Origin of the sequence: Moraxella sp. TY6 (genome assembly GCF_048551375.1) — a bacterium.
GTDB lineage: Bacteria > Pseudomonadota > Gammaproteobacteria > Pseudomonadales > Moraxellaceae > Faucicola.
In genome coordinates, this window is record NZ_JBLYZJ010000002.1 from 1 (window position 1) to 17,068 (window position 17,068).

At 43.3% G+C, this 17,068-nt stretch carries 11 protein-coding genes; 5 read left to right on the top strand and 6 right to left on the bottom strand.

The genetic code is table 11. From position 1 onward, the window contains the following. Positions 1-370 precede the first annotated feature (370 nt). The 4 genes from ACK1U4_RS01900 to mrcB all read right to left on the bottom strand — a co-directional run bounded on the left by ACK1U4_RS01900 (position 371) and on the right by mrcB (position 6,354). Complete coding sequence (locus ACK1U4_RS01900; RefSeq protein ID WP_419400903.1) at positions 371-1,339, bottom strand: IS4 family transposase; 969 nt, start codon at positions 1,337-1,339, stop codon at positions 371-373. A gap of 211 nt (positions 1,340-1,550) precedes the next feature. After that, entirely contained in the window at positions 1,551-2,675 is a 1,125-nt protein-coding gene (locus ACK1U4_RS01905) for a DUF3426 domain-containing protein (RefSeq protein WP_419400808.1), read from the bottom strand. 214 nt (positions 2,676-2,889) lie between these two features. After that, on the bottom strand, positions 2,890-3,807 hold the full coding sequence (gene prmA / locus ACK1U4_RS01910; RefSeq protein ID WP_419400809.1) for a 50S ribosomal protein L11 methyltransferase: 918 nt from the start codon (positions 3,805-3,807) through the stop codon (positions 2,890-2,892). 42 nt (positions 3,808-3,849) lie between these two features. After that, complete coding sequence (gene mrcB / locus ACK1U4_RS01915) at positions 3,850-6,354, bottom strand: penicillin-binding protein 1B (protein ID WP_419400810.1); 2,505 nt, start codon at positions 6,352-6,354, stop codon at positions 3,850-3,852. A gap of 513 nt (positions 6,355-6,867) precedes the next feature. Between mrcB and ACK1U4_RS01920 the strand changes: the two genes are divergently transcribed. Then, entirely contained in the window at positions 6,868-9,480 is a 2,613-nt protein-coding gene (locus tag ACK1U4_RS01920) for a heavy metal translocating P-type ATPase (protein WP_419400904.1), read from the top strand. A 98-nt stretch (positions 9,481-9,578) separates the two neighbouring features. Here the strand turns inward: ACK1U4_RS01920 and ACK1U4_RS01925 are convergent, their stop codons facing one another. Next, positions 9,579-10,589: a hypothetical protein gene (locus tag ACK1U4_RS01925; RefSeq protein WP_419400811.1), complete on the bottom strand. Its 1,011-nt coding sequence runs from the start codon at positions 10,587-10,589 to the stop codon at positions 9,579-9,581. Between the two features lie 700 nt (positions 10,590-11,289). Then, complete coding sequence (locus ACK1U4_RS01930) at positions 11,290-13,011, bottom strand: RNA-binding protein (RefSeq protein ID WP_419400812.1); 1,722 nt, start codon at positions 13,009-13,011, stop codon at positions 11,290-11,292. 249 nt (positions 13,012-13,260) lie between these two features. Between ACK1U4_RS01930 and ACK1U4_RS01935 the strand changes: the two genes are divergently transcribed. The 4 genes from ACK1U4_RS01935 to ACK1U4_RS01950 all read left to right on the top strand — a co-directional run bounded on the left by ACK1U4_RS01935 (position 13,261) and on the right by ACK1U4_RS01950 (position 17,011). Further along, on the top strand, positions 13,261-13,596 hold the full coding sequence (locus ACK1U4_RS01935; protein ID WP_419400813.1) for a hypothetical protein: 336 nt from the start codon (positions 13,261-13,263) through the stop codon (positions 13,594-13,596). 28 nt (positions 13,597-13,624) lie between these two features. Beyond that, positions 13,625-15,307, top strand: a complete 1,683-nt coding sequence (gene rtcR / locus ACK1U4_RS01940) for an RNA repair transcriptional activator RtcR (RefSeq protein ID WP_419400814.1) — start codon at positions 13,625-13,627, stop codon at positions 15,305-15,307. A gap of 183 nt (positions 15,308-15,490) precedes the next feature. Next, entirely contained in the window at positions 15,491-16,261 is a 771-nt protein-coding gene (locus ACK1U4_RS01945) for a DnaA ATPase domain-containing protein (RefSeq protein WP_419400815.1), read from the top strand. Positions 16,262-16,342: 81 nt separating this feature from the next. Continuing rightward, positions 16,343-17,011 carry a DUF2057 family protein gene (locus ACK1U4_RS01950; RefSeq protein ID WP_419400816.1) on the top strand — a complete coding sequence of 223 codons (669 nt, stop codon included), beginning with the start codon at positions 16,343-16,345 and terminating at the stop codon, positions 17,009-17,011. Positions 17,012-17,068 lie beyond the last annotated feature (57 nt).

Consider the following 17,068-nt stretch of genomic DNA (forward strand, 5'->3'; position numbering starts at 1 on the left):
TCTCTATTCATTTGTCGGCTCTTAGTGACTTGCTTTTTTTTATAATACCTTGTTTTTATTGAAGTGCGTAACTTCAGTTATTCATATTGTAACGGTGTCACAATAGTTTTTTCTATAGAAATCAATTGTTTGTTCAAAAATCAACCAAATTGTTTATCTATTGACCACTATTGTTTGCCATGATTTAATTCTACATGAAAACTAAAAAAGCTGTGGAAGGGATTTGTAAGAATCTAGTGGCTTTATGTAATAAAAATAACAAAAAGACCAATCTTTAATTGGTCTGTTGGCATAAAAACTGAATAAAACAAATGATTTAGCTGATTTGTTTACATAGTTTATGTATTTTAACTCTGCACACGACAAAAAATCATCCCCAAGCTACCTTTAGTGGTTTAGGGGTTAAAAAACTGACCAACTGTCGAAACACAGCAGTATCGTTCGTATAAAAAACCAAACGTAAGCCCTCAATTAACAAATCCAACCCAAGTCCAAACAAACTAGCTTGAGGGCGACCATTTGACTTTATCTTACGTTTTAACGGCTTATCCTTATCTTTATGCACACCGATATGATAAGCCCAACAAAATGCCAAAGCATTGACAGCGACTAACCTACTCACCCTCTCCAAATGGGTTAAATGCGTATCTTCAAGATTAAAGCCACGACCTTTTAAACAAGCAAATAAAGTCTCAATCTCCCAACGTTTCGCATACTGGCTCATCGCATCAAGTGTGTCTAACTGATTTGTTGCCACAATCACTAATCCATGCTCTTTATCACGTTTAGCGAACACCCTTACAAGACAACCATCAACGGTTAATATACGCCCATGTCGGTAAGTTTCTTTGCTTGTAACATGGCGAAATAGGGTTTTGATTTGTACCTGTTTGCCATGATGATTGCTGACTTTGCTACTTTTCTTAATGCGTATGACAAAGGGAATGTTATTGTCATTAAGCCAGTTAAACCATGTTGTTCCAACAAATTCTCTGTCAGCAAGGATGCTGTTAATATTATCTTTGCCAAATCGGCTGATAAAGCGTTGTATGATGTCTTTTCGTTCTAATTGACTTGTGTTACCTCGTTTGTCTAGCATTTCCCAGTATAGTGGTATAGCAATACCTCGATAGACTACCCCTAGCATGAATATGTTGATATTCGCTTTGCCCCATTTCCAGTTGGTACGGTCAATGGTTAGGGTGACTTTGCCAAGCTTAAATAGTCGGTATATCATCACGGCTAGTTGGTCGTAGTCAATTGAAGCTTCAGCGATGAATCGCTGTAGCCTGCGATAGTGACTGTCTGTCTTGCCTGCTTTAGGTATGTGCCTTGCTATTTTTTTTTAGATTACTGTTTTGGGCGGTAATCAATGCAATTATCATTAAACTTAAACAGGCAATTCTTGCCTTGTTCATGTTTAGGTTTTGGGTTAAAATTTCGTTAAGTCTGTTAAGCTTTGGCATGGTCTAATTCGTCAGAAAAATTACTATTATGCCATTGTCTTAGCAGACTTTTTTGTTTTTTTGTCGTGTGCTGAGGTATTTTAATTAATAAATCGGCTCGATATCGACATGCTCAAAATTGGATTTTGGAAAGTCGATTCGTAGTTTGACAGGCTTGATTTGCCCCCCAACCAAATAGGCACTATCGGTTTCGGTATACTCTCTGGGTGACAATAACAGTTGAGCTTGGGTGGTGGTTGCTGACCGCAAGGTGATTTTTAGATTGGGGTAAACCAATTGACGTTGAGCGGTGTTTTCTAGGGTAAAAATCACATCGGTTTTTTTGCTGTCTTGCTTGCTTGGGGTGACGGTCAGAGTTTTGATATTGAGTAAACTGGTATCTGCCATCGGTAGGTTGCAGTCAATCGGAGATAACTCACAAACACTGGTTAAGGTGTTGAGGGTTTGGGGTTTGGTCACCAATTGATTGACATTAAAAATCGCATACTGAGCGACCAATAATAACCCTAATAATAAGCTACCAATCGCCCAAATCAATGTCATGCCAATAGAGGTGGTTTTGATGCCTTTTTGTGATGAGGCTTGATTTTGGAAGCGTTGTTCCACTTTTTGTAAATATTTATCCTCATGTGCAGGGGCTTCAAAATCCACGCCCACCCCTAATTCATCCAATAGACTGGATACGTTATTACTTTCACGGCTTATGGTACTGAGCTTGCTGTTAGGAATGACTTCCTTTACTTCTTCATTGCGATTTTCGGCTTCCAATAATTCATTGACCCACGAGTCATCATGGTCACTGTCTGCATTTTTGTTATTAGTAAAAGTTGGCAATTTTTTGCTAGGCAAATCATCAAAGTTTTCGATAATTTCCAAATCAGCCGAGGCGTTCGCATTTTTTTTGCCACGGCGACTGGAACTAAAGGTATGTACTTTGGGCGTGGGGTCATTGATAGGATTGCCTGATTCATCCAAACCCGAATCATCATCAAACAATAAATCAGTGTGAAAGCTGTTGTCTTTGGCAGGAGCTTGAACAGGGGGGTGGGCGGTTGGGCTAGTTGGAACGACTGGCGAGCCAATGAGATTCTCAACGGCAGAAAATATTTTATGGCAATTATTGCAACGAGCAAAGCCACTTTTTAGGGACAATTGCTCATTGGTAATATTAAAAATATGTTGGCAACTTGGACATTGAGTTTGGTGCATATCAGCAGTCCTATACAATATTGTTATTAATAATGCCTATAAATTTCAATTTAAGGAATTGAACAAATTTAAGTTATAATCTAATTTTCCGTGAGTTATGTTTTGCTAACCCACGCTAAGAGATTGAAGGTTACAAGATAATTTTGTTTTGGTACTTTAACATTATTTTTATTAGCATTTAAACGATAAATGCTAAAAAAGTCAACAAGTTTTATTAAATTGTGGGTTTACGAAAACCTGACAGCCTGTGCCAATGTTTGTCTTCTTGACTGCTAAAAGTGAAATTGCTGTCCATCTCAAAATACGGCTGATAGGCAGATTTGACCGCTTCGACTTGGTTTTCGATTAAGCCTGCCAATACAACTTTGCCAGTAGGTTTTAGTAAGGTGGCAAAATAGGGAGCAAGGCTCATCAGTGGCTTGGCAAGAATATTAGCGGTAATCATGTCGGCTGGCAAGATTTGCGGATTGTTTTTACAAAATTCGTCAAATTCTTGTGGTAAAAATGCTTGTAAAAGGTCAGCGACTTGGTTGCGTTCGGCATTTTGATTGGTGGCAAGTACCGCTTGGGGGTCGATATCCACGGCATATACATGTTTTGCTCCCAATAGTAGCCCTGCAATGCCCAAAATTCCTGAGCCACAGCCATAGTCAATAATGGTTTTATCCGTCAAATCCTGCTCAGTCAACCAGTCAAGACAGAGGCGTGTGGTGGCATGGTAGCCTGTACCAAATGCCAACCCCGGATCCATCATAATGTTGGTGGCAGAAGGGTTGGGTGGGGTTAGCCATTTTGGCACAATCCACAAACCGTTGGCACATTCGATGGGGTGGTAGTTTTTCATCCACTCACGTTCCCAGTCCTTGTCATCGACTTTGGTCAGCCATACTCGGCTAGCCACGACTTGTTGGGCGATTTCTTGGCTCAAGTCTTCCAAATTGGTACTGGTATCAAATAATCCTGTGATAATCACCTCATCCCACAGCGGTGATTCGCCCGGTAATGGCTCAAATAAGGGTTGGTCGCCTGCATCATCAAGGCTAATGCTTAACGCATCGGCTTCTAACATGAGGGTTTCGGTCATTTCGGCTTGTGATTTTTCACATTGTAAATGGAGCTGTTGCCAAGGCATGGTGTGTTTCCTTAAAACGAAAAATGGTGAAAATAACAAAATTTATCTAAGTTCTTGATTGGTTTTATCCAACCACTCATTGGAGCGTGTTTCTGGGTTAAGTGGTTGACTGCCCTCTGTGTTGGTCGTGGCTGGGGATTGGCTGTCAACATATGGCTGATTGGTAATGCTATTGAGGCGTTGCTGTTGGCTATCGCTAAGTTCGCTATTGGTTTGGGCTTGTTGGGCGGCAAAGCGAGCTTCTTGTTCACGTTGATAAATCGCCACCGCACAAGGACTGCTTTCTTGAGGCATCTGCTCGGTGTTGACTGGGGCGTAGATGGCGTTGGGGCAAGCTTCATTGGATAATGCCCCTGTGCCTTGTTCTAGCCATAGCCATTCGATGGTATCGGTGGGGGCGAGATTGACAGGTTTAAGGTTAAGGCGTTGCATAAAGTTAATCCACATCGGCAATGCCCCATTACCACCACTCAAGCCTGTGGGTCGATTATCATCTAATCCGACCCATACCACGCTCACATAGTTACCACTGTAGCCTGCAAACCACGCATCACGATAGTCATTGGTCGTGCCTGTTTTACCTGCCAAATTCAAGTCAGCCCCTAGCACCAACGCAGGTTTGGCAGTACCGTCTTTAATGACTTGTTGCATGGCAAAGTTGGTCAAATAACTTGCCGTTGGGTTAGTGGCTTGACGGTTGGTGATGGTTGTGCCTTGTACGGTGCGTCCTTGACTGTCGATAATGCCACGAATGGTATGAATATCATGTTTGTAGCCACCACTGGCTAACACTTGATACACGCCCAGCATATCCATTGGTGATAGATTCACCGCACCCAGTAAGGTCGCAGGGTAGTTGGGTAGCTTGGCATCAATGCCCATGCGATTGAGTTGGGTGATGATATTAGGCACACCCACTTCAACGCCCACACGCACGGCTGGTTGGTTGTAAGAGTTGGCTAATGCCGATAATAACGGCACACTACCATGACTGCCACCGCCATAATTGGTGGGTGTCCATGTTTCGCCATTCATCAATGTGACCGAAATAGGGCTGTCGTCCACGGCACTGGCAAGGTTATATTTGCCCTGCTCAAAGGCTGTGAGATAAATAATCGGCTTGAGCAATGACCCTACTTGGCGTTTGGCATCCACCGCACGGTTAAAGCCTGTAAATGCCGAACTACTGCCCACCACTGCCAATAGCTCGCCTGTGGTTGGATTGGCACTGACCAAAGATGCTTGTAATTCTGCTAGCAATTTTGGATTGGATTTTCTTAGTTTATCAAGGCTTTGGCTCACGGCATTATTGGCAGCAATCTGAATATTGGGGTCAAAACTGGTAAAAACACGCAAACCTTCATTTTTAAGGTCTTCTTCTTGATAAACTTTAGTCAGCTCACGTTTTACCACGTCCAAATAATCAGGGAAGCGACTTTTGCCAATGGTCGGGTTTTTGGTGACATCGAGTGGGGCTTTGATGGCTTCATCGTAGGCTTGTTGGTCAATTTTCCCCATAACGAGCATGTTATTTAGCACCACATTACGGCGTTCAATCGCTTGCTCTGGGTAGCGTAACGGATTGTATTGGGTTGGGCCTTTGGCAAGCCCTACCAACATCGCTATTTGGTCAAGGCGTAGCTCATTGATGGGGCGGTTATAATAAAACTGAGATGCCAAACCAACGCCATTAATTGAGTGATTGCCATTTTGCCCCAAATTAATTTCGTTCAGATAGGTTTGTAAAATATCATTTTTGCCATAGTGCATCTCGAGCAATACTGCCATGATGGCTTCATTGGCTTTACGTTTAAAGGTTCGGTCTGAGCTAAGATAAAAGTTTTTCACCAATTGTTGGGTAATGGTCGAACCGCCTTGACGTGTACCCCCTGTCAAATTGCTATAAATCGCACGTCCGATGCCTCGAAGCGAAATGCCATGATGCTCATAAAAAGTACGGTCTTCAGTGGCAATCAAAGCATCAATCAACGGTTGAGGAATTTGCTCAATGTCTAAAACAATGCGGTCTTCATTATTATCTGGGTAGATGCCCCCAATCAAAATCGGCTCAAGGCGAGCCACACCTGAGCCATTGGGCTGAGTGCTTTGGATTTTTTCGATTTGGTTATTTTTTAGGGTAATTTTAAGAACTTGATTCGGTTCAATATTGGTATTAGAAAAACTAAATTCACGAGTGTGAATGGTATATTCATTGCCTTTTTTGATAAATGTCCCTGCAGTTTGGAAATCTTTGGCAGGGCGATAGGTCAATAAATTCAACCAGTTATCCAATTCGTTGGGGGATAAATTTGCCCCTTGATAAAGTTGTAACGGTTGAGAATAAATTTTTGCAGGGATATTCCAGCGTTTGCCTTCAAATTTTTGGGTGATTACACGGTCTTGCTTCACCACGTATAACGCAAGCAAAATCAACGCCACCAATAGCACTACCACCACGATAAAACTTAGCACAAAACCGCCCCATGCAGGGTATGATGGGGTGGTTTTGGTGGTTGTTAATCGGCGGTTAGTGGGTTGTGAGTTCATGCTGGCACTGTCGTAACAATCAAAAAATGGCTTCTATAATGACGTAAAATGATAAAAAATTCAATGAAGATTTTTGTGAGGGTAGGGGCTGATTGCATAAACCCAATGTTTAAAATTTTAAACAGGGCGTAAGCATTACGCCTCTACAAAACTATGTTATTTGCCTGTAAAATCATGCGGTAATTGATAATACCCACAGCAAAAATTCGCATTTTCGATTACAATAACACGTTAGTTTGCAGTAAATTAAAAATCCCGCCTGTTTAATAATAGCCTCTGTAGGGGCGTATTGCATACGCCCAATGAGTGAAAAGAGGGATTTTGGATTTATTGCTTTATTATATTAGACCTCTTTTCAAACTATAAGATTTAATAAAAATCTTCTATTTAACCCCACCCCAGCCCTCCCCTTGTCAGGGGAGGGGGCAGTTCTCCCCCTGTTAAGGGGGAGTTAGAGGGGGTATTGAAAGAGGTCTATTGATAAAATTCCCCCACCAAGAGCCGTCTGTGTCTATGAGCGAAGCCAAAACCACCACTTACCAAAATACCGAACTGGTGCTACCCCCCGAGGGGCATTGTTTTCACTGTGGTGACCCCTTGCCGAATAAGCCGTTTTTTAGTCTAATTTTGGGCGAAAACCGCCCCATGTGCTGTATGGGCTGTCAGTTGGCTTCACAAAGTATCGTGGAGGCAGGGCTTGAGCAATACTACCTTGACCGCAGTGAAATCAACCGTACTGCCAGTTTGCCAGATGAGTTGTATCAACTGCAAGCCTATGACCATGATGAAGTTAAGTCGCAATTTGTCTATGAGCAGGCAGGGCAGAGCGTTGCCGAACTGTCAGTGAGCAATCTTCGCTGTGCCGCCTGTAGTTGGCTTATCGAAACTCGCTTGGCAAGCCTTGACGGCATGGGGCAATGCCAAGTCAACCTCACCAATCAACGGATGCGTGTGGTGTGGAACGAAGATAAACTGCCGATTAGCCAAATTCTCGCCAATGTACAAGCCATCGGCTACGATGCCAAACCGTATCGCCAAGATACCCATGAGGCGATGTTGGCTCGTGATAATCGCAGAATGCTGTTTCAGTTGGGCATTTCGGCATTGGGGGCGATGCAGGCGATGATGTTTGCAGTGGCGTTGTATTTTGGGGCTTATACAGGCATTAGCGACAATGACCGTCAGTTTTTACGCTGGGTATCGCTGTTTGTCAGTATTCCTGTATTTTTGGTGGCGGGTTTGCCGTTTTTTCAGTCGGCTTGGTCGGCGATGAAAGCCAAACAAGTCAATATGGATGTGCCAATTAGCATTGCGATTGTCATTACCTTTTTTGCCAGTCTATATGCCACTTTGACCCACACAGGCGAAACTTACTATGACTCGGTAAGTATGCTGATATTTTTCTTATTGGCAGGTAAATATGTCGAGCATAATGCCCGTATGAAAGCGTCCAATCTTGCCAATGATTTGGTGGTGGTTGAGCCGATTTTGGTGGCAAAATTGGGGCATGAAGCCATTTTGACAGGTGATGACTTAACCCAATTTTCTCAGTATTATCAAAACCTTGCTAACGATAATTTAATAACTAACGCATTAACCGAAGCAACGGTTAAACAACAACCCATCGAAGAAAGTTTGGTCACTGCCCAATCCATCAAGGTGGGTGATATCGTTCGCATTGACGCAGGAAGCAGTGTGATTAGCGATGGGATTTTGTTGTCAAATACCGCTACCGTGTCACAAAGCCTGTTGACAGGGGAAAGCGATTTGATTGTCAAACAACTGGGCGATAATATCGTGGGCGGTAGTCAAAACGACAGTCAGCCGTTTATCATGCAGGTCACGACCTTGCCCAAAGATAGCCAAATGGGTGTGATAGACCGATTGGTGAATCGCTCGCTGAGTGAAAAGCCCCAAATCGCCCTCAAAGCCGATAAACTGGCACGTTGGTTTGTCGCACGGGTGTTGCTCATTGCCAGTGCGGTGTTTATCGCTTGGTATTTTATCAATCCCTCTCATGCGATGTGGGCAACGGTGGCGGTACTGGTGGCGACTTGCCCTTGTGCGTTGTCACTTGCCACCCCAATCGCCTTGACCGTGGCGACCAATCGTTTGGCAACTTTGGGATTTTTGGCGACACGAGGGCATACCATCACCACCTTGGCGGAAGTCACGCACATTGCTTTTGACAAAACAGGTACATTGACTTATGGACAGCCCAATTTACTGGCGATTGAAGCCCTAACGCAAAACGCTGATACCGATAATCTATTGGCAATCGCAGGGGCGTTAGAAGTTGGTAGTCGTCATCCCATCGCTCATGCCTTGCTCACGGCAACTCGCCAAATTCACCTACCCACCACCCAACAACTGAGCCATATCGCAGGCGGTGGGCTACAAGCCATGATTGATGGAAAAACCTACCGTTTGGGGCATTATGGTTTTGCAGTGGGGGAAGATACAGCCGAAGCCAATCAAATAGCAGAGCAAAATCAACAATTGCCCAATTTAGCCAAATACCAAGCCAGCACCAGTGTGACGCTAAGTGTTAAAACCGATGGTGAACATTGGCAAGTTTTAGCCCATTTTTATTTCCATGATAAAATCCGTGATGAAGCCGTCAGCATGATAGCCAGCCTAAAACAGCAAGGCGTACAAGTGCTAATGCTAACAGGCGACCCTAGCGAACAAGCCTATCATGTCGCCCAACAACTCGGTATTACCAATGTGTATAAAGGCTTGACCCCCAACCAAAAAGTCGAACACCTACAAGCCCTGCAGCAACAAGGGCATATCGTGCAGATGGTCGGTGATGGGGTCAATGACGCACCTGTGCTAGCAGGAGCAAATATCTCGACAGCGATGGCAGGGGCGGCGGACTTGGCACAGGTATCGAGTGACTCGCTGATTTTAAATGGGCAAATTCAAGCGGTTGCTAAGGCTCACCAAGTCGCTGTTAAAACCGATAAAATTATTGCCCAAAATTTCCGTTGGGCGTTGGTGTATAACTTTATCGTGTTGATTCCTGCCAGTTTGGGCTATGTGCCACCGTGGTTGGCGGCGATTGGGATGTCATTAAGTTCATTGTTTGTGGTGATGAATGCGTTACGGTTAAAACGAGCGTAAATTCTTAACAATAGATATGCAATGACGTAATAGGGGCGTATTGAATACCGCCCTTTTTTTAAGGATGCGTATGACGCACTTTATCCTAAATCTGCCGTTTAATAGCGATAATTATGAATCACAGGCATATTGGGCGTAAAGTCCACATAATAATGATAAGTTTGGTCTTTATCATTGATAATACCATTGCCATCGCTATCCGCTTGGGTGATAAAATAAAAACGTTGCAAGGCTTCTACCCACTCCGTGTTAGTCAAAAATTGTTCGGCAGGGTGTAGCCGTGTGATGCCTTGCCCAAAATTATCACTCATATACAGAGCCATTTTTTCTTGAGCGTTCTTTTCTGAACTACTGGATTTTCCTGCCTCATTGACCTCATAGATGACTCGAGGTAATGCCAAATATTTTACCCCATCCACTTCTAGCATTTTGGTGGTGAATTTTTGATTGACTGAGGTAGGCTTGGTTGGTTGCGTGGGTTGTGGTGTCGAGGCAGGCGTGCTTGCCGTTTGAGCAGAGCTTTGAGCGGTCTGTTGGGTTGGGGCAGGCGTGTTTTTTGGGGTATAAGATTTATTGGTGTCAAAATAGCGATTGTCTTCAGCAATATAGGGGAAAAATACACGGTGGATTTTATAGGTATTTTGCCCAAAAAGCCGTTGGGTTTTGGCATTGGTAATATTTTCAAACACCAAATTATCAATATCGGTTTGAAAGTCAAATAAGCCTATCTTGTTAAAATAAGCGGAGATAATGTCATTGCGATAGTTTGTATCAGATTTGTCCGTGCTGTCACTGGTGGATTTGAGAGCGATGATACCTTTGCTGTCTTGTAATAGCGTGATGATGGGATGGAGCAAAGCAGGCGTTCCTTCGACATACACAGGCACGCCCAATTGCTGAATTTCAATCGGTGGTGGTGGCAAGGTGGCAGGCGTTTCTGCGACAATCACCGTTGCCCCTGTGGTGCTAGCGGTTGGTACTTCACTGACCACAGTGCTTGCGGTTTTGGGTTTGGGTGGTGTAGGGGCTTCAGTGGTGGCATCGGGCGATTTTTGGCAAGCCGTTAGCACCAAAGTGGCAGACAATAAGACGTATTTGATGGCAGACATATTTCGCCCTTTATTTTTGGGGTTTTGGAGTAGAAAAAAACTACAGGCTATCATACTGCAAATGTTGTGAAATTAACAAGATATCCAAACCAAAACTGACACAAAAAAGCCATGATTAGACTGGCTAAACATGGCTTTTTGATAAAAATGAAGGGGCTAAAGACCAGTGTTAAAAAGACGTTACGTTGCTCTACCGACTGAGCTACTGCCTCATAATAAAAGGTGAAGCAGGAGGGACTCGAACCCTCGACACACGGATTAATAATCATGTAGTCTTTTTGGCATTCTTTAGCAATTTGTAAAACGTTTAAAAAGGGTGTCAACGACCAAATTTGATAAGATTTCTTACTTTTTGCGTTTGCCCTTCCGCCACAATACCCAAAGGTTATTTAGGTATTGGTAGGACTCGAACCTACAGGTCATTACTGACGAAAAGTCCCTATGTAATCTTATCGGCATTCGCTGACGATTTTGATAAACCAAATTGGATAGATGTATCCACTACATTGAGTGGTAAGGATTTGAACCTTTTTGCTTTCGCTTTACCATGTAATCTATCACACATTTTATCAAAAGGTATCGCTAACCAAGAATGTTATGACATAGATATCATAGCAGGATGTAGTCATAACGGCATTTAGCGATAAATATTATATTAAAAAATAATAAACATAATGTCAAGTATTTTTTAATTGTTTTTTTAAGATGTTGGCAACACGATTTTGTCAACTTTACCTACCCAATGGTCAGCTTGTAATTGACCTTTGGCGAATAAATCAATCATACGAAATACTTCATCGCCAAACCCACCGACATTTAGCACATCTTCACGCTCACGGGCTTGGCTATGCGTGTAAGGTTGCACATCGACACAAATCAGTTTGGCATTGGGATTGCGTTTTTTCAGCTTATCCCATTGTGCCATCATCTGCGTGCCTCGCCCATAGTGGGGGTCAGCCCATGATTCATTATCCGAGAAATAAATCATCACATCCACGTTGGCATTTTCTTGGTTCAAACGCTCAAGCGGAATTGAAACCGCCGTACCGCCACCGCATAGGCTTGCCAATTCAGTCGCCAAGGCAAACACATCAATGTCAACAGGTGGTGCTGGCGTTGTTGGTATTGACGGTTGTTTTGCCAGTTTTTCATCGGCTTTTTGTTGGCGAAATAAGCGTGACTGGGCGATTTTTTGCATCATGCTGTTTGGCACGGTTTGCTCGGCTTGTTTTGCCAAAGCTTTGACTTGAGCCGATGTTTTGAGGGCTTCAAGCGATTTTACCATGCGTAATTCGGTGTCAAACGGCATAATGCGAGCCGTTGGATTGGCTTTCTTTATCGCTGCCGCAAATAACGCTGCCGCATCGACACAACGCACCACCGAAGTCGCCCCACGGCGATAGCCTGTGACTGGCGAACTCATCGAACCAGACACATCGACCGCCACCACGATATTGCCGTCTAACACAGGCACATTAGCAAGGGCAGTGGTCATGGCATTGGCAAGGGCATCTTTGACCACGCTTGGCACTTTGCTATCCAACGCTGACCAAGTGGTATAAAGCTGATAAGGAAATACGCCACTTTTTCGCACAGCGGTCGCATCTGCCAATTTATCAGCGATAATCTCGCTCATACCGTCCACCCCAAACACGCCATGACGAGCAAAGGTGTTTAAGTTCATCCGAAGCATTTGCCAGTTGCCGTTTTTGGCGATGGTCGCCCAATGTGCGGTCGTCAAATCAAGCGACATCAACATTTGTAATGGCACATCTGGCAAAGGTTGGCTATTATCCGCTTGGAATGCCACAAGTTGTTGCACCAAAGTCGGCAAATTCTCAAGTTTATAATCACGTCCTAGCGTCCATTGGTACAATGCCTCTTGACGCTCATCATCTGGGCGTGGGTGGGTCATGCGTAGCACATCGCCAAGCGTGGGCGAGTTGCCAATGTTGGCAGACACATAGCGGTAATCTGACGCATCGGCAAGCCACTCATTGACTTGTTTTTTGGCAAGGCTACCAAGCGACTTGCGACCGACCACGCCTGAACGCATGATTTGCACAAAATTACGCAACTGTTTACCATTGTCAACGACTTGGTTAAAAACCGCTTTAAACAAGGGTTGACCGTCTTCACGAGTGGCAAGCAGTGCTAATAGCAACACAGGTACGTCTTTCATACGGCTATGATGGCGACCATACACGGCTACTTTTGCCAAAAATTCGCTATCAACTTTGGTTGCAGTGGCAAGGATTTGGTCAAGTTGGGTATTGGCATCGACATAAAAAGTATGGTTCAATGTACCTGTACTCACGAGTTGAGCCAATGCTTGTTTTGGGGTCAAGGCGTAAGCTTTGCCACCTGCTTCGTTCAGCGTGTCGGTGGATTTTGAGTGGTTGTTAAATAGTTGTTTGTTCATGGCTTGCTCCTTAGCATTCGATTTGGGATTGTCTTTTATTCATCGACTAATTTATTTGCATCATGTATATCACTTTGCTAAAGGCGTGCCAACCTTTGAAATTTTATAAAAATAATTTTTAAATGATTGATTTTTGTATGATTAAAAATTCAATATTAAAATTTAAATAAAGACGATACTAAATAAAGAATGTTTTATTATAGTTTTAAATCTAAAATTATAGAATATATTATATAAGGGGTGGCAATAATGTTGGTTAAGTTAAAAGAAAATTTTGATTCAATTTATCAGTCATTAAATGGATTGACGATTGGTAAAATATATTTTGTCGTTGAAATATCAAATGAGAGATTAAGGGTCATCAATGATAAGTTTGAGCCGATATGTTACCCAATGGAAATGTTTGCAGTAGTTGATAATAATTTAGGTGATGATTGGGTAGTGAGTTTGTGTTCAGACAATGAGTTTTATCTTTCGCCGAAAGTGTTGTCTGACCGCTACTTTTTTGAAGATTTGTTTGATAATAAAGATAATTCTATGAAAATTTGGCGTGCTTTTCTTATTGAAAATAAAATGATAACTTGATTCACCACTAAAAAGATTAGGAAAAATAGTGAAAACCACCATTATTAGCATTCTCGGCACGACCCTCGATAACGGCTTTAACCCAAACCGTTGGCAACGCTGGCGACCCAACGTCAGCCTATGTATGCACGATGATTTGGCAGTCGATGAACTCTACCTAATCCACAACAAACGAGCTGAACCCCTCTATCAACAAGTCAAAGCCGACATTGCCACCGTCAGCCCCACCACCCAAGTGTATTCCATTCCTCAAGAGCAGAACGACCCTTGGGACTTTGCCGAAGTGTATGGTAAGTTATTGGCGGTTTGTGACAACTTTGATTTTGATAGCGATACCCAATATTTTGTTCATCTTACCACAGGCACACACGTTGCTCAGATTTGTTGGTTTTTGCTGATTAACAATCGTTTTTTACCTGCCAAAATTTTACAAACTGCACCACCAACCAAAAAACAAATTGATAAAAAACAAGCGGTTAAAAATCAAGGCGATAAACCACATGACAATCAGCGTTTCGCAGGGCAGTATCAAATCATCGACCTTGATTTATCTCGTTATGATGAATTGACCGCCAGTTTTTTGGCAAAACAGCAAGCCAATGTCGCCACTCTCAAAACCAATATCGCCACCCAAAACCCCACCTATAACCAATTGATTGAGCAAATCGAAAAGGTCGCCAGTCGCTCAACTGCACCGATTTTGTTGATTGGAGCGACAGGGGCAGGCAAGTCACGGCTAGCACGCCAGCTGTATACCATCAAACGACAGCAACAGCAGATTGGCGGTGAATTTATTGATATCAACTGTGCGACTTTGCGAGGCGATACGGCGAGTTCGATGTTGTTTGGTCATGCCAAAGGGTCGTTTACAGGGGCGGTGAGTAGCCGAGAGGGATTGCTCAAAAAAGCTGATGGTGGACTGTTGTTTTTGGATGAGATTGGCGAGTTGGGACTCGATGAGCAAGCCATGTTATTGACCGCACTTGAAACAGGGGAATTTTATCCTGTCGGTAGTGATAAGCCTGTGAATGTCAGCTTGCAACTGATGGCAGGCACGAATAAAGATTTGCGGTTGGCGGTGCAACAAGGCACATTTCGAGAAGATTTGTTTTCACGGCTCAATACTTGGACGTTTTTTTTGCCATCGCTAAAAGAGCGGATTGCCGATTTGCCTGCCAATATTGACTATGAGTTGGCACGACTTGGTAATTTGGCACAGGTGAATTACCGCTTTGAGCCAAAAGCATTGCAATGTTACCTTGAGTTTGCTAAAAGTGAACAAGCGGTATGGGCAGGCAATTTTCGGGATTTGACCGCCAGTATGGCTCGCTTAACGACTTTGGCGGATGATTTTGAAATTAGCCTAAATGATGTCAATGAAGAAATTATACGCTTGCAAAACTTGTGGGCTGTTCATCTATCAACAGCGTCTGCACAAGACAATGAAACCGAAAAAACGGATGATTTGTTATTATCCCAATATTTAAGCGATAAGCAAATCAATGAGTTAGACGAGTTTGATAAATTTCAATTAATTGCTGTGATAAAGGTATGTTTACAAGCCAAACGCCAAGGCAAAAATCAAGCGGAAGTGGGGCGGTATTTGTTTAATCATTCACGAGAAAAACTCAAAAATCCCAATGATAGTGATAGACTCCGCAAATTTTTGTTAAAATTTGGGCTAAAATATGATGATTTGGTCGAAGGCTAGCGTCATTGGTTTGAAAATTTTGTACGATTATCCCCAAAAGTAGCTATTTCTAAAATTTAAGCTATAATAGGTAAATTTGACGGGTTCAAGTTGATAGGGTAAAGTTGAGCATATCCAGTTTATCCCATCATAAACAACCAACCAACACCACCCATTGCCCCCTAAAACCTAGTGAGCGAATGAATGTTTGAGCAACAACTCAGCCTTGATTTACATATCAAACAAGATGCCAGTATCAGTGACTTTGCAGGGCCGGGGTGGGAGTCGATTATTGACGTGGTTCGGCAAATGCACGTTGGGCTGTTACAACAATTGTATTTGTATGGCGAGCAAGACACAGGAAAATCCCACCTATTATCGGCAATCAGCGAATCATTTCGTGAGATTGGGCAGTCAGTGATTTATCTATCATTGCGTGAGCTGATAGACGCTGACCCTATGGTGGTGTCAGGGCTTGAAACCATGCAGGTGATTGCCCTTGATGATATCGAGGCGTTGCAAGGGCGAGTCAATTGGCAGGAAGCGATTTTTCATCTGATTAATTTGGCACATGAACACCAATCTACGCTGATTTTTGCCAGTCGATTGCCTGTGAACCAATTGGATTTTGAGCTAAAAGACTTGATGTCACGCCTTGCCAAATCACCGACTTATCAGCTCCCCTCTGGACAAAACCGCCTTGACCGTCAGTTGATTTTAGAGGCAGTGCTAAAACGGCGGAATTGGCATTTTGATTCTCGTATCACCGAACATTTACTTAATGAAGGCCCGTACCGAGTGGGGGCGATGTTAGCGGTGATTAATCACTTACAACCACTATTTTCTAACCTTGAACGCACCTATGTGACCAAAGCCAAAATCCAAGAGGCGGTGAGTATCATCAATGACCAAACATTGACCTATGAGCTACAAGATTTGGCGATTGATGAACATGATGATTTTTTGGACTTTTGATATCGTTTAACCTTACATTTGTTTTGTAATAACCACCCAACCAAAAGCCATTCATAAATAGCCATAACCAAGGAATCCCCCATGCAAAACTGTCATAAAATTTTACTAGCCACCTTGTTGACTGCCACGAGCTTACCTGCCCTAGCCCAAGTCACCCTCAATCTGGGCGAAAATGTGGTCGTCACAGCGATTAATGGTCAAGAAGTCCAAACAGGCATGTTTAGCAATCCCCAACGTAAATTTACCCTAGAAGCAGGGAAGCACGTCATTACAGCAAAATACAACCGTCTGTATGAATTGCGTGGTGATAATCACGATATGTTGCGTTCAAGCAATATCAGCGTGCCTGTCGAATTGGCGGATAATCAAAGCTATGAGCTAGTCATGGCAAATCAACCAAACGACTATACCAGTGCCAAAGAATATGCCAAAAAACCAACCCTTGCCGTGGTGCAAAATGGTAAAACCTTAGCAAGTCAACAGTCAACCAGCGTTGGTGGCTCAAGCCTATTCATAGGATTGGGGACGGCATTGGGTGGGGTGTTTGGGGGCGGTAATAAAGCCATCGAATCCAATCAACAAACCATCAATGCCTTAGAAGGCAAACCTGCCAATACGATTCCTGCGATTCAAGCGACCCAACCTGCGGTAGCTAGTGCTAGCTCAGATACGCTTGACCAATTTATGAACCTGTGGTTAAAAGCCACCCCAGCCGAGCGTGATAAAATCCGTCAATGGGTGCAAAAATAGCGAATAGCAAATAAAACCCCCTCTTTTGTAAAGAGGGGCTGGGGGAGATTTAAGTGA